This window comes from Wolbachia endosymbiont (group A) of Nomada flava (genome assembly GCF_964027055.1).
GTDB lineage: Bacteria > Pseudomonadota > Alphaproteobacteria > Rickettsiales > Anaplasmataceae > Wolbachia > Wolbachia pipientis.
Map to the genome: position 1 here is coordinate 952,039 of NZ_OZ034725.1, position 18,004 is coordinate 970,042.

At 35.8% G+C, this 18,004-nt stretch carries 13 protein-coding genes and 6 pseudogenes; 6 read left to right on the forward strand and 13 right to left on the reverse strand.

The window, feature by feature from the left end; translation table 11 throughout:
* Window positions 1-20: 20 nt before the first annotated feature.
* The 5 genes and pseudogenes from AAGD70_RS04990 to rhuM form a co-directional block, all read right to left on the reverse strand.
* A complete protein-coding gene (locus AAGD70_RS04990) occupies window positions 21-1,445 on the reverse strand; it encodes a hypothetical protein (RefSeq protein WP_065094987.1) in 1,425 nt (474 codons plus the stop codon).
* Entirely contained in the window at window positions 1,442-1,636 is a 195-nt protein-coding gene (locus AAGD70_RS04995; protein ID WP_065094988.1) for a hypothetical protein, read from the reverse strand. Before AAGD70_RS04995 ends, AAGD70_RS04990 begins: the two co-directional genes overlap by 4 nt.
* Before the next feature lie 4 nt (window positions 1,637-1,640).
* Window positions 1,641-2,815, reverse strand: a pseudogene (locus AAGD70_RS05000) (hypothetical protein).
* Between the two features lie 17 nt (window positions 2,816-2,832).
* A pseudogene (locus AAGD70_RS05005) lies at window positions 2,833-4,302 on the reverse strand (DUF4815 domain-containing protein); the annotation flags it as partial.
* Window positions 4,303-5,192: 890 nt separating this feature from the next.
* The gene (rhuM, locus tag AAGD70_RS05010) at window positions 5,193-5,567 is read right to left on the reverse strand and encodes a RhuM family protein (RefSeq protein WP_341814069.1); all 375 of its coding nucleotides are present in this window, start codon (window positions 5,565-5,567) and stop codon (window positions 5,193-5,195) included.
* 69 nt (window positions 5,568-5,636) lie between these two features.
* Between rhuM and AAGD70_RS05015 the strand changes: the two genes are divergently transcribed.
* A protein-coding gene (locus AAGD70_RS05015; protein ID WP_341814070.1) for an IS5 family transposase occupies window positions 5,637-6,469 on the forward strand; the annotation gives its coding sequence in 2 pieces (ribosomal slippage) (window positions 5,637-6,003 and window positions 6,003-6,469; 834 coding nt in all).
* 1,196 nt (window positions 6,470-7,665) lie between these two features.
* Window positions 7,666-10,326, forward strand: coding sequence for a preprotein translocase subunit SecA (gene secA / locus AAGD70_RS05020; RefSeq protein ID WP_065095097.1), 2,661 nt, complete (start codon window positions 7,666-7,668; stop codon window positions 10,324-10,326).
* Here secA and AAGD70_RS05025 read toward each other — a convergent pair.
* The 3 genes from AAGD70_RS05025 to AAGD70_RS05035 form a co-directional block, all read right to left on the reverse strand.
* Window positions 10,310-11,245: an ankyrin repeat domain-containing protein gene (locus AAGD70_RS05025; protein WP_065095415.1), complete on the reverse strand. Its 936-nt coding sequence runs from the start codon at window positions 11,243-11,245 to the stop codon at window positions 10,310-10,312. The genes secA and AAGD70_RS05025 overlap by 17 nt on opposite strands.
* Before the next feature lie 336 nt (window positions 11,246-11,581).
* Window positions 11,582-12,223: a fructose-6-phosphate aldolase gene (gene fsa, locus AAGD70_RS05030; RefSeq protein ID WP_065095095.1), complete on the reverse strand. Its 642-nt coding sequence runs from the start codon at window positions 12,221-12,223 to the stop codon at window positions 11,582-11,584.
* Window positions 12,224-12,262: 39 nt separating this feature from the next.
* Entirely contained in the window at window positions 12,263-12,763 is a 501-nt protein-coding gene (locus AAGD70_RS05035; RefSeq protein ID WP_245611081.1) for a hypothetical protein, read from the reverse strand.
* A 139-nt stretch (window positions 12,764-12,902) separates the two neighbouring features.
* On the opposite strand from AAGD70_RS05035, the gene AAGD70_RS05040 reads away from it, so the two are divergent.
* From AAGD70_RS05040 to AAGD70_RS07805, 4 genes and pseudogenes are all read left to right on the forward strand, one after another.
* Window positions 12,903-13,187, forward strand: a complete 285-nt coding sequence (locus tag AAGD70_RS05040; RefSeq protein ID WP_041573518.1) for a transposase — start codon at window positions 12,903-12,905, stop codon at window positions 13,185-13,187.
* 147 nt (window positions 13,188-13,334) lie between these two features.
* Window positions 13,335-13,415 (forward strand): annotated as a pseudogene (locus AAGD70_RS05045) (hypothetical protein); the annotation flags it as partial.
* Window positions 13,416-13,539: 124 nt separating this feature from the next.
* Complete coding sequence (locus AAGD70_RS05050) at window positions 13,540-13,815, forward strand: DDE-type integrase/transposase/recombinase (RefSeq protein WP_082942384.1); 276 nt, start codon at window positions 13,540-13,542, stop codon at window positions 13,813-13,815.
* Window positions 13,805-13,969, forward strand: coding sequence for an IS3 family transposase (locus AAGD70_RS07805; RefSeq protein ID WP_081600772.1), 165 nt, complete (start codon window positions 13,805-13,807; stop codon window positions 13,967-13,969). Before AAGD70_RS05050 ends, AAGD70_RS07805 begins: the two co-directional genes overlap by 11 nt.
* 64 nt (window positions 13,970-14,033) lie before the next feature.
* Here AAGD70_RS07805 and AAGD70_RS07810 read toward each other — a convergent pair.
* From AAGD70_RS07810 to AAGD70_RS07820, 5 genes and pseudogenes are all read right to left on the reverse strand, one after another.
* Window positions 14,034-14,691, reverse strand: a pseudogene (locus AAGD70_RS07810) (IS256 family transposase).
* A gap of 34 nt (window positions 14,692-14,725) precedes the next feature.
* A pseudogene (locus AAGD70_RS07815) lies at window positions 14,726-15,249 on the reverse strand (transposase).
* Between the two features lie 84 nt (window positions 15,250-15,333).
* Entirely contained in the window at window positions 15,334-16,665 is a 1,332-nt protein-coding gene (gene rmuC / locus AAGD70_RS05060; protein WP_065095210.1) for a DNA recombination protein RmuC, read from the reverse strand.
* A gap of 265 nt (window positions 16,666-16,930) precedes the next feature.
* Window positions 16,931-17,755, reverse strand: a pseudogene (locus AAGD70_RS05065) (IS5-like element ISWpi1 family transposase).
* 77 nt (window positions 17,756-17,832) lie between these two features.
* Window positions 17,833-18,003 carry a DDE-type integrase/transposase/recombinase gene (locus AAGD70_RS07820; protein ID WP_082941434.1) on the reverse strand — a complete coding sequence of 57 codons (171 nt, stop codon included), beginning with the start codon at window positions 18,001-18,003 and terminating at the stop codon, window positions 17,833-17,835.
* Between the last annotated feature and the right edge of the window lies 1 nt (window position 18,004).

The following is an 18,004-nucleotide window of genomic DNA, read 5'->3' on the forward strand; positions in this document are numbered from 1 at the left end:
TTTCTCCCTCCCTATTTGATTTACTGCCAAATCTCACATGTGCTAGATAACCCTGGACATTGCCAAGCTTTTAGCGTTCTCTCCACATCTACTTCAAGCCCTGTGGTCAGAAAATTGCTACGTATGTTATAAATCCCCCACTGAATAAATTGACCATAGTTGTGTACATAATTTGATGCAAGCATACCTTGACTAACTTGTGTTCTGGAATACAGATAAGATGATGTGTAAAGTAATATTGCAACTGTTTTTCCTGCTGGAATCTCCACATTACCAGATCCAGCTAATTTGCTATCAGAACTCGTGTATTGGTAAACATTTTTCCATATTATTCTTGAAATTCTTGATTTATTAGAATTGGTATTATCTGATGTTCCCACAAATAATCCTGCACCTCCATACTCCGTACTCGAATACGATGATCCAACAAATTCTATTGCTTTATTTATGTTCACATTGGTTGTATTTTTTACAAATACTACTCCAAGTGCAGCATATGGGTAATAGTATATCTCATCATAACTACCCGAAAAGCTTTTTGTGCATAACTCTCCGTAAATAAATGTTCCCTTGCTTCCCTCTATAAAACTTAGTTGTCTTGGCCGATAAAAACTAACGTAATCTGTATTGTACGTATGGCTACCTGCTAGTAGTTGTAACATATAGTCAGTTTTTGTTATATCACTACTCCACTTTCCAAGCTCTGTCGTAAAAGTTCCGTGGCCAAAATAATTATTTTTTCTGCCAAGTACACCAAATAAGAAAGGTAATGACCCTGGTTCAACCATGTTGCGCTTTCTTATTTCATTTATAAGAGACGCTTTTAACTGTTCATCCCGAGTTTTTACCTCATTTATCAGGGATGTTTTTAATTGGTTATCACGAGTTTCTATTTCCCTAATAATTGATGAGCCAGTGGTAACAGCACGAAAATCTTCTACTAAACCTTTAAGACCATCTTTATGACTGTTACTAATACTATTTATTGCTGCAATATTTGCATTCTTTCTCGTATCAAGTAGCGATAAATTTGTTGTTCCTTTTTCATCAATTCTCTTTAATAACTGCTTCTCTGATTCAGAGATCACTGCTAAAGAACTAGCTTTTTTATTATCCAGATCAGTTAAGTGTTTTTTTGTACTATCAAGAAGTTCTTTTAGCTTACCATCAGTCATCTGTACAATTTCAGAAACTGCACTTTTGTCGACTATTGATTCCAATGCTTTAGCAAGATATGCTAATTGATCTGGAGTACTGTTTTCTGCTAAATCCTTAAGTCTTTTTTGTAGTGCATCAATTATTCCTTTTACTTCAGTCATCTGCACAACGTTGGAAATAGCTTTTTTATCTGCTATCAATTCCAGCGATTTTGCAAGATATGCCAGTTGATCAGGTGTGCTATTTGCTGCTAAATCCTTTATCCTTTGGTATATTGCTTCTTTCATTTCCAAAAATTTAAAAAAGTCTCAAAATTAAACCGCTCAAAATTACTCTTAAGTTGATTATGCTCATCTTCTCTTTCGGTAATATCTTCATCTATTTTCTCAATTGTGGTACGGATACGAACAACATCCTGCACAGCAATATTTTCTGGATGTGGTAGTGTATATCCTCGTTTGCTTTGGTCATTTGGCATTGATTCAAGTAATAATCACTCGCAAATTTTTGACTTTAGGACGATAGACAACTGTTCCACTTAAAACCAATTTTATCCTTGTCTCATTGCCATTAAAGTTTGTCAGTATGTGGACTCTCTCTACCCAATTTTCTCCAATTGGTTTTCCTGATGTTAAATTTACTAATTGCCAATCCACATTTTTTTGCACATATGCTTTTACATCTGCAGTGCCAGGTATTAGCGCATCATATGTTATGGTGATCTTGGTGTTAGCTCCTGCTGTAATGCTTCTTGTAACATAATCCCCAGACTCTGAAAGATTGCCCATAACTAGCTGTAACCCAGGATATAGCACTGGACTTTTTTCTCGCCCTCCTTTTAGGCTTGCTTTTACCGTTAGCTCTCCAGATAATCTTTCACGCAGTGCAAATGGCAAATTATCAGACAAAAAGTTCTCTTTTCCCTCTTCATCTGTTAAGATAAATTCTACATTGGTATCAAATGCTACTTTTTCGACGTTCGTCAAAACAATTAAATCTGATACGTTATTTGCAGTAACTTTGCCCAGATCAATAACGTGAGAACTTTCGCTAAATTTTGCAGCTAGTAATCGAAACGTTAAATCTAAATTTTGATGTGGAGTCCACGTACTTGCATTGCTAGACGACAGTAATACTCCTACTTGATATGGCTGGCTTGTTACCCAACGGCTATTTACTGCATCATATTTGCCAAGTTCTGCTATTTTTACTGCAGTATCTGCATCATCAGTGAGTAGCACTATTGCATACTCCTCTCCTGCATGGCAAAACACTGGCGACCATTCTATACGTGTTGCTGTGCCATCTACTTTTATATCTTTCGGCTCAATATAGCTTTCAGCAATAACAGTCTGCGAGGGCATTCCCACTGCTGTTTCTCTAATCTGCACAACAACACGTTTTTTGCCGCTGTTTGTGAACCATAAATCTAGACCCCCTATGTGTCTGCTCTCATTTAAAGTAAATGTTTGTGCTAAAGGATCAACTCTTCTTGCTGCGATAACTCTTCTTCTCTCTTCTATGGTAATAGTTTTTTACCAGTGTACGTTGCTTCTCCATAGCTTCCTTTATCACCACAAAACTGTACTAATTTAGTACCTGCTGGAATATTTGCTGGGATTTTTATTTTTCCACTTATTTGTCCTTGATTTTCCACTTTTTTTCTTTTTATTTTTACATAGGTTGGATAATGATGCCGTCAAATTTTACTTCTTTAAGCCTTTCACCTAGCTCAAAACCTTCAATTTCAAAATCTTGTACTGCTTCTCTCATAAATTCAGCTTCGTATGAAGTACTTGACAGCAATTCTGTTGTTTCTTTAACATTAAATACTCTGGTTACTGGACTTTTCCAATTAGTGGTAACCTCTGTCCAGTGGTCAATGTTTTTATTTAGAGTAATTTGTGCCGGAACTGGATCAAAAGCTTGATATGGATTAATCTTTTCTCCTTTAGTCTGTAAAAGCTGCTCCAGTACCGGTTCAAGTTTATAAGGTAAAAGATAAGGTTCTCTACCTCTTTCAATATCAATGATTTCTACGTTTATCGGCAATATCAGCTCCCTATTTACTATTGCTGCAGATTGTGAAATTCCTTGATCACGCATATCATCATCAAAGAACGGATCTACAAATACTCCTTTTTTGGTAGTAGGTTCTCTTGAATTTGCATCACTGCGTAGACGTTCCTGTGCAACCAGCGCATAAAGATCATTTATTCCTTTTTTCATTGCTTCAAGCTCATTCATCGGTACAGCATGAATAGCATTATTCACTATTTTTACCCCTTCTTTTTCTCCGTTTTTCCATGTCTGATGAATGTAGCAGAGCAAAAGTTGTCCAGAAGGTGCTTGAGGCATCGATGGTTTCCAAGAGTGGGAAATTCCTTTTATTCTCCTTACCACTCCTTTGCTATCGATAGTAATTAAATCATAGCGTGGCATTTTCCAGGTATAATCAATCAAAACCAGACTATTATCAACTGCTCCTTTTACTTTACACCCTTCTTCACTTATATCTTCAGGGCTTACATGAGTGCGACAGCGATAGGTTATCAGGTAACTACTTCCAGGTGCTGGTTCTTTTCCTGGTAGTGACCAATCAACATTTCCTGCGTTTAGTTTGTAATCTATACTGTTTTCATAAATAACATTGCCTTGTTTAATTTGAATAATCTCAAGTACTGCAGAGTCAGGTATCGGATCAATAGCTCCAGAATATGAACCATGAGTAATGGTAATGGTTTTTTGAACAGTGATATCTACTTTTTTAATTTCACTGATTGGAAAATCATTAACTTTAAGTTCCATTACTCTTTGGCTATTTGGCTGAAAAGTGTGTGGTTCTGATTCAACTGATTTTATATTCGGATCTTCATCAAAAGAAACACGAATACTGTGAGGTAACTCAATCTCATAACCATCAACATGAGCTTTACCCTCATTAATCACGAATACTTGCTTTTTGCCCTCTTCTTCCTTTTGCAAAAACATTACTTCAAGGCCATTTACAACGTAGGAACCATTTGCCTCTTTGTCATAACGGGCAAGAGCTGTGGTTACTATATTTGCTTGTGGAGGTGGTGAATGTTCTATCAGCATCCCATTTTCAATGTTATAAATTGGATAAAATTCCCCATTTGTAGAGTTAACAGTAACACTCTCTGCTTGATTTGACAGTCAACTAAACAAGAATGTTACAGTTTATGAGAAAATTTTACCTACTGATTATAAATCACCGGAGTATGGGGATATTGTTCTAGAAGAAAATCCAAATGTTTGGGTTTATAATGATCAAATTTTAGATATCTAAACTTTTTTACCAAAATCCTTTACTGCTTAAATATTTCAGTTTTCAGTCTTGGCCAATTTTGTTCAGATTCTGCTCAGTCTACGAAGTCAGAATTTGTTAATAATTAAAAAAATACCAGATTTTCAATAGTTTAAGAGCATCTTTAGATTTTGAGACTGCAGTCTGAACAAGAAGGCAAGATGGTAGGAATATAGAGGACTTTGTTCGATTTTCAGTTTTCAAAATAACCCCTATTATTATATAATAATAATAAGTAGTATGACTTTAAAACATACTACTCTGTTCGTTTCCCTTTTACTTACAATAATAATAAGCTATGGATATGTGTGTGTGGCTAAAGCTCTCTTTCAAAGTTATCTGATAAAAGAAATGAAAGACAAATAAAAACAAATGGCCCGTAATTGCGTTTTAAGACGATTCTATGATCTGAGGATAGAAATACCCTGACCTAACTAACGCTTGTAACACCCTTTAAAAGGCAAATGAAAGGTACTCTTAATGATTTCATTGGTGCAAATAAACTTACGTGTAAGTTTAACGTCATTTTTATTCATTGTAAAGAAAAAATTTGTATGAAGGTTTTATTTAGGAAACTAACTTGATATTTTTCAGCTCATATGCACCTCTTTCAAGCTATCTGGCAAAAGAAATGAAAGATAAATGCTTAGAAGAAACAATATAAAGCAATTTTTACCTCTTCTTGATTTCTTTATTTTTATGAGATTTAGCCCTGAGCTTTTACACTTTTTTGATCAAGACTTTTCTTTTCTTCTATCAATTTATCAAAGTCTGATTTGTACGACTTATCCTGTGTTTTTCTAAATATCTCATATTCTTTTGTAGCTAAGGTAATTGCCACTTCATGAGAAACTTTGCCATAACTCTGCAATATATCTTGCTCATTAAATTTTAGAAATGCATCAAGTTTCTCTTTCCAATCCTTCATATACATTACTTTACCTCTAGCAGCTTGAAACTCTGCATAATCTATATACATATTTACTATCCTGTTTAGCTGAGCAATTTCATTTTTTGCTACTTGCGTGTCAGAAAAAAAGATTTTTCCCTTAGGTGCTTTACGCCAATTTGTTAAACCCATATTAGGTTTAGAGGTTGTCCACAAACCAAGGAATACGTAGTATATAAAGAAAGAATATTGAGGTAAGAGATGAGGAAAAAATATCCAACAGATTTAAGTAAAAGGGAATGGGCAAGAATAGAAAAACACTTCAGAGTATCGTACAAGAAAGGAGGAAGGCCACCAAAATACAGTAAGTGTGAGATAGTAAATGCAATTCTTTATATACTGCGCACAGGATGTCAATGGTGCTATTTACCACACGATTTTCCGCCGTGGAAGGCTGTGCATGAACAGTTTAGAAGATGGAAGAAGCAGGGAATTTTTGAGAAAATGAACTATGATATCACTAAATATAGTAGGTCAAAAATGGGAAGAAATGAGGAGCCGAGCGCATGCATAGTGGACAGTCAATCGGTAAAAACCACGGAAAAAGGGGGGTCAAAGGTTATGATGGTGCGAAAAAGGTAAAGGGGAGAAAAAGACATATAATCACAGATACTCAAGGATTTGTGCTTGGTTGCTATGTAGGAGCTGCAAGCGAAAATGACAGAGATGGGGTGAAGATGGCATTGGACGATATGAAGGAAAAATACAGCAATATTAAGAAAATGTGGGCTGATATGGGATACCAAGGAAAATATTTAAAGGATTACGTAAAGAGAGAATATGGGATAGATATTGAAATTGTCAAAAGGCCTCCATGTAGGTTTTGGGTGCATAAAGATACACCACTAGAACTATTGCCACAACGGGATCCTGGATTTTCAGTACAGCCGAGAAGGTGGGTGGTAGAGAGGACTTTTGCTTGGATCAATAGAAATAGAAGGCTATCAAAGGAGTACGATTTACTTACAACATCTACTGAAAGTTTCATATATCTGGCTATGAGTAAAGTTATGTTAAGTAGGGAATATGCTTGATTTACTGGTTTGTGGACAACCTCTAAGATTTCTTCTTTCATCTTGCGAAAGAATTCTCTTCCGTCTTCATGTGTAAGAAAACGTCTCCCTTTTTCTTTCATCCAATCTAGCATTTTTTCTTGGAAGCGAGCATAAACATTTTTTCTGTCAATATCATTAAATTGCTCGCCCAGCTCATTCTTAATGATCTCTGCTAGTTTTATCTCGTTAGGCTGATTTACTGCAAATACTAACTTATCAAAAAATTCTTTTATATTGTCTTCCAACCTACCTTCATTCATCATTCGTCCAAATTCACGTTGCCACGTCTGATTTCTTTCCAATTTCCTTTTTGAGTTCTGATCTGGCTTGTTTTGGAGTTTTTTTATCTCCTCTTCTAATTCTTCCATCGCTTCTTCTACAGCACTTTCAAATGCTGGTTGCACTACTGAAATCATGTTATTGTGAATATAAGAGAACTTATATCTAGTGCCACCATCTTTAAAAAAGACATCACTAGTGTCGATTACTTCAACTAAAATTTCTATTTCCTCGTTTGGTCCTAAAGTTTTTACCTTCAACTTCTTCACTGTGTTTCGTGCTGTGCTTTGATCCAGATCAAAATCGATATTAGTACAGATAATAAAATCTTTCAGGTTACCATCTGCAAAATCTTGATTATTTTTGATCTTTAGGTAAGAAACAAAATACTTTGCTAATCCAAACTCACCACTTTTATCTTTTGTAAGTAAGTTCCCTACTCCAATTTTCTTGTTATCTTCATCTTGTGTGTGTTTAGCCTGCAAAAAACGGTATACTTTCTTACTACCTTGGGTACATTCAAATACTAAATCATCGAACTTTCTGGCCTCTTCTATTTCTGTACCTAAGCGAAAAGAGTGCTGATAGAGCACTCCTCGATGCAAAAATAGCATCAATACCTTTAGCTGGTAGATATTACCGTGCATAACTAGTTACCTCATACAGGCTGCTATAAATTTGTTTGATCTAGAATTAAAGATTACCAAACACCTAAAATAATGCAATAGAGTCTTTATGTGTTGATAGAAAGGCCTTCGAGGGTAGGAATTGCCTGGCAAACTCTTAATTCTTGATTTAAAAAAGACTTTCCAAAGACTCCCCAAATCTAATATGTAATTGCTGTAGGCTGCATTTAGTAATATAATCTCATATTAAATAAGACGTTACTTAAGTTTATGCTAGATTCTCCGCTAATTTTGACAGCCATTCTTATATTTTTCATTTTTACGTTGTCATTCTTTTTTATAAGAAAGATATTTGGTTCCACAAACAAGAAGATAATAAAATCCTTTAGGAAAATTGTTCAGCAAATAAATGCATTAGAAACAGAAATGCAGAGCTTATCTGATGAGGAGCTTGCTGGTAAAACTGAAGAATTCAAACGAGAATTGAAAAATGGGAAAACGTTAAATGATCTTCTCGTACCTGCATTTGCAGTTGTGCGTGAAGCCTCTCGAAGGTTTCTTAACATGAGGCACTTTGATGTTCAACTGATTGGTGGAATGGTGCTCCACAATGGCATGATATCAGAAATGAAAACAGGAGAGGGAAAGACACTCGTTGCAACTTTAGCAGCATATCTAAATTCCTTAGAAGGGAAAGGCGTACATGTCGTAACTGTTAACGACTACCTTGCAAAACGAGACACAGAGTGGATGAGCAAATTATATAATTCTCTTGGGGTTTCTGTTGCGTTTATTACGAATAACTTGACAGACGAAGAGAGGAAAGAGGCTTACAGTGCAGATATCGTGTATTCCACAAATAACGAGCTTGCCTTTGATTACCTGCGAGACAATATGAAATTTTCTCAAGAAGACATGGTTCAGAGAGGCTTTCACTACGGAATAGTTGATGAAGTGGACTCAATACTCATTGATGAAGCTCGCACTCCGCTTATTATTTCTGGCCCGGTTGAGGAAAACAATCAGATATATAAGCATATCAATAAAATAGTAACTAAATTAGTTGACTCCGATTATGAAGTAGATGAAAAAGGTAGAACGGTATTCTTGACTGAAGATGGTATTTCACGAGTGGAGGAACTACTAAGGTCATACAATCTCATTCCTGAAAATTCCTCGCTCTATGATACTGACAGCATGATAATGACTCATTATATAGACCAAGCATTACGTGCATATAAGCTGTTTACTGCTGATAAAGATTATATAGTAAAGGATGGCAAGGTAGTGATTATTGATGAATTTACTGGGCGTATGATGGAGGGCAGGAGATATTCCGATGGTCTTCATCAGGCACTTGAAGCGAAGGAGAATCTTGAAATTCAGCATGAAAACCAAACTTTAGCATCGGTCACATTTCAGAATTACTTTCGTATGTACAATAAACTTTCCGGAATGACGGGAACAGCAGCAACAGAGGCAGAAGAGTTTCGTGATATATACAGATTAAATGTAGTAAAAATTCCAACCAATGTACCTGTAAAAAGAGTTGATATTGATGATGAAATTTACGGTACAGAAAAGGAAAAATTTAATGCTGTGTTGAAGTTTATAGAAGAATGCTACAAACGCCTTCAACCGGTCCTTGTTGGCACGGTGAGCATCGAAAACTCTGAGAAGCTTTCTGCGCTTTTGCAAAGCCATTCTCTTAAGCATTCAGTATTGAATGCTCGTTATCATGAACAAGAGGCGTACATAATAGCGCAAGCTGGAGTGCCAGGTAGTATCACTATAGCAACTAACATGGCAGGACGTGGAACTGATATTCAGCTTGGTGGAAATGCTGAAATGATTGCAAAGGTGGAGCTAAAGAAGATAAAAAATGCTGATGAAAGAGAAAAAAAATACCAAGAAATAGTTGAAAGAGTAAAAAAAGATAAGGAAATTGCTATAAAAGCTGGTGGTTTATGTGTGGTTGGAACCGAAAGACATGAAAGCAGGAGAATAGATGATCAATTACGCGGCCGTTCTGGTCGTCAGGGGGATCCTGGACTTTCTAAGTTCTTTTTATCGCTCGAAGATGACCTAATGAGAATATTTGGTTCTGATAGAATGAGAAGCTTTTTACAAAAAGTAGGGTTAAAGAATAACGAAGCTATTCATCATCCATGGATCAATAAGGCACTCGAGAAAGCGCAAAAGAAAGTTGAAGCTAGAAACTATGACGTGCGGAAATCTCTACTTAAGTTTGATGACGTAATCAATAACCAACGTAAAGTTATTTTTAAGCAGAGAAACAATATCTTAGGCAACGAAATTAATGATTTGTTTGAAGTGTATAGCGAAGTAAATGAGAGCGTAGTAGAAGGTATAATCCAAAGTGGCTATTATGAGGATTATATTGAAGATATAGTCAAAGAATTTCATACAAGGTATGGAACAACGCTTGATAAAGAAGACTTGGCAAAGTTTTTGAATAAACAAGAAGCTTTGAATTATGTAAATGATAAGATACAAGAATTTTTTACTGAGAAAGAAAAATATTTCAACAGTCAGCACACTACAGATTTGTGGAATACGATCGTGAAGCAAATGATGATAATGACACTTGATCATTTATGGAGGGAACACCTTTCAGTTCTAGAGAGCCTAAGACAAAGCATAAGCTTACGTGCTATGGGGCAGAAAGATCCACTGAATGAATTTAAACGCGAAGCTTTCTTGATGTTTGAGTCGATGCTTGAAAAATGGAAGGAACTCACCATTCATCGCCTAGCGCACTTTAAGTTGGCAGACAACCAAGAGATAGGCAATAGATTACATTCTGCTAGAAATAGCAGACTTCCCAAAGTCTCAAGAAACGACAAGTGCCCTTGTAATTCTGGAAAGAAGTACAAACACTGCCACGGCGCGGTTACTGTGGTGAATTAGGAGCTGTAGTCTGTCCACCTATGTTACTGCATCTAACCTCACTTAGCTTACTGTTTAATGAATGCTCTGATGACTTATATGCAACCCCATAGGAAATTCCACCAACGATCAGTGCAGATGCCACAGTAATTCCAACTATTGCTAGTGCAGGTAATGCAGTAGCATAAATGAGTGCTAATGGAGCAACAATGGCAGCTAATATACCTACAGTAATTCCTGCTGTTATAGCTTTAGGTCTATGAATAAATGATGGATCTGCACCATAATTTAGCAGAAGTTTCGCTACTTTTGGATGTTGATAATTTAGTCTTGGATGTTCACCATGAGTGTAATAAACAGCATAATATAAAGGAGTTCTTCCGTCTTTATCTTGTGCATTAACGTCTGCTCCCTCTTCTAGCAAAACTTCTACTACTTGTGTGTATCCATTCTCAGCAGCATAATGTAAAGGACTTCTTCCATATCTGTCCACTACATTAACATCTGCCTCTTTTTTTATAAGATGTTTTACTACTTCTATATGACCACTATAAGCTGCATAATGCAAAGGAGTCCCTTTATCTTCATTTTGTGCATTAACGTCTGCTCCTTCTTCTAGCAAAACTTCTACTACTTGTGCATGCCCATGCTGAGCAGAATAATGTAAGGAGGTTTTTTCCCATTCATCTTGTACATTAACATTAGCTCCGTTTTTTGTTAAGTATCTTACTACTTTTTCATAGCCATTTTCAGCTGCTATAAGTAATAAATTGCACTTGAGCACTATAAACGTGTAATTTATATCAAATTCGCTTTTTTTCCACTCATCATATATAAGTTGATTTTCCTGCTGCAGCTTATCTTTAATTCTATCAATTAAATTTTCCTTACTCAGATCTGGACTACTGTTGACTTCTTGTAGTATTAACCTTAATGTCATTTCCTTCTCCAAGATATAAAATTTTATTATGGCATATGGAGTGGATTATGTCAATGAAAAACTAAGAAACTGGTTCTTCTTTTTTTCTATAGCTTTAGGTTTACCTACAATTTGAAAAACAACAAATTCGTCATTCCGCTACTCGTTAGCGCCTCGGCGGTATGATGTAGGGAAACCTTTCTTGGGTTAGCTATAAAGTTAAAATTCGACCAGGGCAGCCGCAATAAGGTAGCAAACGCCATCATGTCTTTAGGAGAGTTTGCTAATGAAGGCTCTTAAGTTGACGCCATTGCCTGAACGGATACGCCAATTTTTATGTTCATTTGTAACCGTTTATTATTTTACACCCCAGTCTTTTTCAAATATTGCTAGTCCTTGGTCAGTAAGTGGGTGATTAATTAATTGTCTAAGTACTTTTGCTGACACAGTAATTGAATCAGCACCAAGCCTTGCAGCTTCTATTACATGCGCTGGGCTTCTCACTGATGCAACAAGAACTTTAGTATCAAAACCGTAATTAGAATATATAGTACATATATCTTCTATTAGCGATAAGCCATCATAGCTTATATCATCAAGGCGACCAACAAAGGGGGAAATAAAACAAGCACCGACCTTAGCGGCAAGCAGTGCTTGTCCAGGAGAAAAACATAATGTGATGTTAACAGGTATTTTATGCTCTGTCCACAACTTTTTACAAGAAATTAATCCTTCATGTGTAAGAGGTAATTTGATCACAACATTATCAGCAATTTTTGCTAAATTCAGACCTTCTGTGATCATCTCTTCATGGCTATCTGCAACAACTTCAACACTAACAGGCCCTTTTATAATAGAGCATATTTCACGCACTAAATCCTCGTATTTATCTTTACGCCCGGACTTTGCTATTAAAGAAGGATTAGTTGTTATGCCGTCAATGAACTCCTTTAGTTCTTTAATTTCATTTAAATCAACGCTATCAAGAAAAATTTCCATATTAATCTCCCATAAAAAAAATACCCTTGCAAAATCTTGTCATCCTACCGCTTGACTTACAACCGTATGAACTTCCTGCGTTGTAAACATCAAACGGCCGATAACACAACTGTACAAATATTGAGACATAAGAGTAATTTGTACCAAGAAAAAAGATGTCATCCCAGTGCCCAGACCCCTTAGACAATGTACCATCTTTTGATTTTGTCCATTCTGGGCGGGGTTTTCAAGTTCTTTGATCTTAAATACTACATCTACTTTATCAAGATCAATGTTGACTTCTTTTACTAATGTCCTAATAAGACTACGTTTGGCTTGCCAATCTAGGTCCGATTTAACACTAGAATAAAAGCCCTTTATGCTATTTGTAATAAGATTCATTTTCTGCCGTATTCCCTTTTTCTTCTCTCCTTTAATCTCTTTTAAACGTTCCTTCACTTTTTTTATTGCCTGCTTAAAGTCTTCCTTACTTATAGTTAGTGCATACTTTGTTGCCGTAAAAACTTCTGGTACCCAAACAATTGTAATAAGTATACACAATCTTTGTCAACTATTTTCGGCACTGGTATATAAATCCAATTCTCTTCATCTGTACTATAAATAGAGTGACCTTACCCAGAAAAAGTGGAGAGAAAGAAAGGAGTTTTTTCGGGTAAAATAAAATTTTGGAGGATTAGAAATGGTAAGAGAATATACGGCAGAATTCAAATTGGAAGCTGTTAAGCTGGCAAATGAACAAAGAAAGGTAGGTCAACCAGTTGCAAAAGTAGCAAGAGATCTAGGAATAAGGGATAGTGTATTAGGAAAATGGATGAAGAAATATAACGAAAAAAAGTCAGCGGCAAATGCATTTCCAGATGTAGCACCTTATGACAAAGAGAGATTTGATTTACAGAAAGAGTTAGCAAAAGTAACAAGAGAAAGAGACATTTTAAAAAAAGCCCTGGCCAGTCAAAAAGAGTAAAATATTTTTTCATAAAAGAGCATAGTAAACACTATAAAGTGCAGGAATTATGTAGGGTTTTCTGCTAGTGGCTACTATAAGTGGACTACAAGGAAAATAAGCAGTAGAGAATCAGCAAATAAAGAGTTATTAGCAGATATTCAAAAAATATATCAAGCTTCTAAATGTAGATATGGAGCTCCTAAAATTCATGCTGAATTAAAGGCTTTGGGTAAAAGTTGCAACTTAAAAACAGTGCAAAGTATTATGCAGAAAAATGGTATTCAGGCTATATTGAGAAGAAAATTTAAAATTAAGAAACAACAAACGGACAGTAGAGTCGTAGCTCCCAATATATTAGACCAAAACTTTATTGTCGATCAACCAAATAAAGTATGGGATTACTTATATAAAAACCAAAGAAGGATGGCTATATTTGGCAACAATAATCGATCTATATTCACGCATGGTAGTTGGCTGGTCAATGAGCAGTTCAATAAATAAACAATTGGTTATGGACTCTTTATTAATGGCCGTTAACAAGCGTAAACCTGCCAAAAATCTACTATTACATAGTGATCAAGGTTCACAATATACTTCGCAAGGTTATCAATATCTCTTATCCATAAAAAACATAGATGAGTCATAAAGGTTGTTGTTACGACAATTCTGTTGTGGAAAGCTTCTTCAGTTCTCTAAAAAGGGAGTTACCAATAGACACCTCTCGGCACTCTAAACAGCATATCAAAACTGCTATATTTGAATATATAGAAATTTTTTATAACAAACAACGTCACTATTAACTATTGCATTCCTGAGCATTTTGATTCATCATTCTCTTTGTGAAAAACATTCCAAACTTTCTCTCTACTTTTTCTGGGTAAGGTCAATTTTCAATCTGCCGGGAAAGAAGATATCAAGTTGAGATATAGTTAAAGCCCAATTGGGTATGGCCATAGTCCAATTTTGCTCTGCCTTTTTTATAGCACAATATACCTGTTTATACAAGCTGGTAAATGAGCCCTTAGTTTTAGTAAATTTTCTAATCTGTCTATGCAGTCCCTCAATAGGATTGGTAGTATAAATTAGCCTCCTGACTGGGCCAGAATACTTGAAATAGCCGGATCCAATTATTCTGCCAGGATTTTATGACTAGTGGATATTTTTCTCCCCATTTTTCTTCCAACTCAAGCAGATAATTTTCAGCAATTTCTCTACTTGAAGCCTGATATACTTTTTTCAAATCACTCATAAAAATCTTCACATCTTTGCTAGATACATATTTTAGAGAATTGCGTATCTGATGTACCACACATAGCTGTACCTCTGCATTAGGAAATACACTATTTATGGCTGCAGGAAAGCTTTTTAGCCCATCTACACAGGCAATTAGAATATCTTCTACTCCTCTTTCTTTGAGATCATTTAGTACTCCCAACCAGAAGTTAGCTCCTTCACTTTCAGCCAAATAAAAACCTAATACTTCTTTTCTGCCATTTTGGTCTATGCCCAATATATTGTACATACATTTACTTACACAATGTCCGTCCTCTTTGACTTTAAAAAACCATGAACACTATTGGATACACAGACTGTAATGGACGACTGCGCCATTCATTGATTACCGGCAGTAATTTGTCGGTAATACTTGATATCTCTGCCGCCGACATTTTGTGATCATAAATTTCCTCAACATGTGACGCTATATCTCTATAGCCCATACCACTGGCAAATGTGCTCAAAATCTTCGTTTCAAGCTCTGGTTTGTTTGCCTTTTTTTGACTATTTGGGGTTCAAAGCTTCCCTCCCTATCTCTAGGCGTCAAAAGCTCAAATGAACCTGCACTTGTCCGTAAAGTCTTTCCATTTCTCCCATTTCTTCGATTATTCTCTTCACTTTCAGCTAATAAGTGATTTTCTATTTCACCTTCCAAACTTGCCTCCAGCAGTCTTTTTATAAATGGTGTAAATGCTCCATCCCTTCCTGTCAACGGCCTTCCTTCTCGTATAGACGACAGGATATTTGTTTCTAATTCTTTATAATCTACCAATCCGGTAATTCTGTTTACTATTTTTTGACTCATTGTCAAACCTCCATTTTTTTTATATCAATTCATTACTTTTTTTTTGGTTTGACACACTTTTTTGAACATTCCCTGTTAAGATGCCTAATCTACTTTCAGCTCCTCAGTATGTAAACTGCGTGGTAAAGACTCTAATTCCTTTGCAGCACTTAAACTTTTATTTTTTGCATGTATACCAAGCTTATTGAATTCTCGAGCAGCAGGAAACACCCTTACTTCAAGAGAGCCAGCAGTTTTATTATAATGATCAACAGCACTTTTTAAGCTCCTGCGCAAATTATCAAAGTTTTCACCCATTGTGCAAATGCGCTCATATAAAATATGACCTAGTTCACTGATTTTCTTTGCGTTTTCAGCTATCATCTCTTGCTTCCATCCATACGCTATTGCTCTCAGCAACGCAATTAGAGTGATCGGTGTTGCAATGATCACTTTTTTTTCCACTCCAATCTCTATCAAAGCAGGCTCATATTCCAGTGCTGCGCTAAAAACCCCCTCCCCTGTTAAGAAAAGCACCACAAGTTCTGGCGTATTTTCAAATTGATTCCAATACTCTTTTTTACCCAAGTCATTTATGTGTTTTTTTATTGCCAGGGAATGATTCTTTAATTTCTCCTTTTGTATTTGCAAATCATTTTGTGATATAGCATCCATGTAAGAATCAAGCGGCACTTTAGCATCTATTATTATTTGCTTTCCAGATGGCATTTTGATTATTAAATCAGGACGCAATAAATTATCCTCGTTTTTATCAACCACTGACGGTTGAGTAAAAAAATCGCAATATTCAATCATTCCTGCTATTTCTACCACCCTTTTGAGCTGCATTTCACCCCACTTTCCTCTGATGTGAGGCTTTCTCAAGGCATTAGCAAGGCTGGAAGTTTGGTTCATCAGCGCTCCAATTTGCTCCTTTAAACCTTCATAGGCCCCTACCCTCTCTTTTTCTAGCTCACGTATTTCATTATCGAATTTTTCTAATTTTTCTTTTATTGGAGTTACAACTTCGTTGATCGTTGCTTGTCTTTTTTTGAAATCGCTTTCCGTTTCTTTTAATTTGTTATCAATGACTTCCTTCGCTAAGTTCAGAAAATTATTATTGTTCACTTGCAAGGCATCAAGAGAGAGCGCTTTAAAAGTGTTTGTTAATCTCTCCTCTGCTTTTGTTAGTAATTCTATTTCCTTTTTCTTTTCCTCACGTTCTTTTTGCAGAGTTACTTCAAGTTCTGCTCTTTTGACCCTTAAATCAACTATTTCTTCATTCTTCGTAAGCAAACTTTGCTTTGTTTCTTGAAGTTCTTGCTCTAATTTACATAAATTACCCTCAAGGTTTGCTTTCTTTTCGCTCAGTTTTTTTACGATAATGTAGAAAAATAGTAATAGAGAGACAACCAGAGCTATAGAATTGAAAAGCATCAGAATAAAAAAGCTGTATTTACAATTCTATATGATTTTTGTGTGTATAAGAAAGAAAAAAGGAGCACCTAAAGAGGTGACCTTACCCAGAAAAAGTAGAGAGAAAGTTAAGACGTTTTTATCATGAGAATAAATTGTGCAGGAATGCAATAGTTAATAGTAGAATGTCTACGTTATTTGTTATAAAAGATTTCTATGTATTCAAATATGGCAGTTCTGGTTTGTTGAGCGAGAAGTATCAGAGGTTGTCCGGAAACAAGTAAATTCAAGCATATTCCCTCTTTAACATAACCCTACTCATAGCTAGGTATATGAAATTCTCAGTGGATGTTGTGAGTAAATCATACTCCTTCGATAGCCTTCTATTCCTATTAACCCAAGCAAAAGTCCTTTCTACAACCCATCTTCTTGGCTGTACTTTAAACCCTTGTTCTCTTGTTGGTAGTAGCTCAGGTGGCGTATCTTTGTGCACCCAAAATCTACATGGAGGCCTTTTAACAATTTCAATATCTATGTCATATTCTTCCTTTATGTGATTCTTTAAATTTCTTCCTTGGTATCCCATGTCAGCCCACATTTTTTTAACTTTAGTATATTTTGTTCTCATATTGTTTAATGCTATTTTAATACCATCTCTATCATTTTCGTTAGCAGCGCCTACGTAACAACCTAGTATAAAACCCTGAGTGTCTGTAATTATATGCCTTTTTCTACCCTTTACTTTTTTACTTCCATCATAGCCTTTGATCCCCCCTTTTCTGTAGTCTTTACAGATTGACTATCTACTATACAGGCACTCGGCTGCTCATTCCTTCCTATTTTTCTTCTACTATATTTCATAATTCATTTTCTCAAAAATTCCCTGCTTCTTCCATTGCCTGAACTGCTCATACACAGTCTTCCATAGCGGAAAATCATTTGGTAAATACCGCCATTGACACCCTGTACGCAATACATAGAAAATTGCTTCTAATATTTCTCTTTTGCTATACTTTGGCGGCCTTCCTCCTTTCTTGTATGATACTCTGAAGTGTTTTTCTATTCTTGCCCATTCCCTTTCGCTTAGATCTGTTGGATACTTTTTTCTCATCTTTACCACGTACTAAAATTTCAGATATTATAGCCTTTTACTTGTTTCCGGACAACCTCTCAATAAGCAGCTCCCTTTTAAGTGAACTTTTCTGCAACAGAGTTATCGTAACAACAGCCCTTATGGCTTATGCTGGAAATGATGTTTTTTGTATTCAATAGAAATTGGTAATTTTGAGAGGTATACTCTGACCCTTGATCGCTATGTAACAGCAGATTTTTATCGGGTTTGCGTTTATCAACGGCCATC

What these genes read in the sequence shown, in the direction of transcription:
- AAGD70_RS04990 (WP_065094987.1), bottom strand. Translation starts at nt 1,445, where the DNA reads ATGAAAGAAGCAATATACCAAAGGATAAAGGATTTAGCAGCAAATAGC.
- AAGD70_RS04995 (WP_065094988.1), bottom strand. Translation starts at nt 1,636, where the DNA reads ATGCCAAATGACCAAAGCAAACGAGGATATACACTACCACATCCAGAA.
- rhuM (WP_341814069.1), bottom strand. Translation starts at nt 5,567, where the DNA reads ATGGGTTTAACAAATTGGCGTAAAGCACCTAAGGGAAAAATCTTTTTT.
- secA (WP_065095097.1), top strand. Translation starts at nt 7,666, where the DNA reads ATGCTAGATTCTCCGCTAATTTTGACAGCCATTCTTATATTTTTCATT.
- AAGD70_RS05025 (WP_065095415.1), bottom strand. Translation starts at nt 11,245, where the DNA reads ATGACATTAAGGTTAATACTACAAGAAGTCAACAGTAGTCCAGATCTG.
- fsa (WP_065095095.1), bottom strand. Translation starts at nt 12,223, where the DNA reads ATGGAAATTTTTCTTGATAGCGTTGATTTAAATGAAATTAAAGAACTA.
- AAGD70_RS05040 (WP_041573518.1), top strand. Translation starts at nt 12,903, where the DNA reads ATGGTAAGAGAATATACGGCAGAATTCAAATTGGAAGCTGTTAAGCTG.
- AAGD70_RS07805 (WP_081600772.1), top strand. Translation starts at nt 13,805, where the DNA reads ATGAGTCATAAAGGTTGTTGTTACGACAATTCTGTTGTGGAAAGCTTC.
- rmuC (WP_065095210.1), bottom strand. Translation starts at nt 16,665, where the DNA reads ATGCTTTTCAATTCTATAGCTCTGGTTGTCTCTCTATTACTATTTTTC.
- AAGD70_RS07820 (WP_082941434.1), bottom strand. Translation starts at nt 18,003, where the DNA reads ATGGCCGTTGATAAACGCAAACCCGATAAAAATCTGCTGTTACATAGC.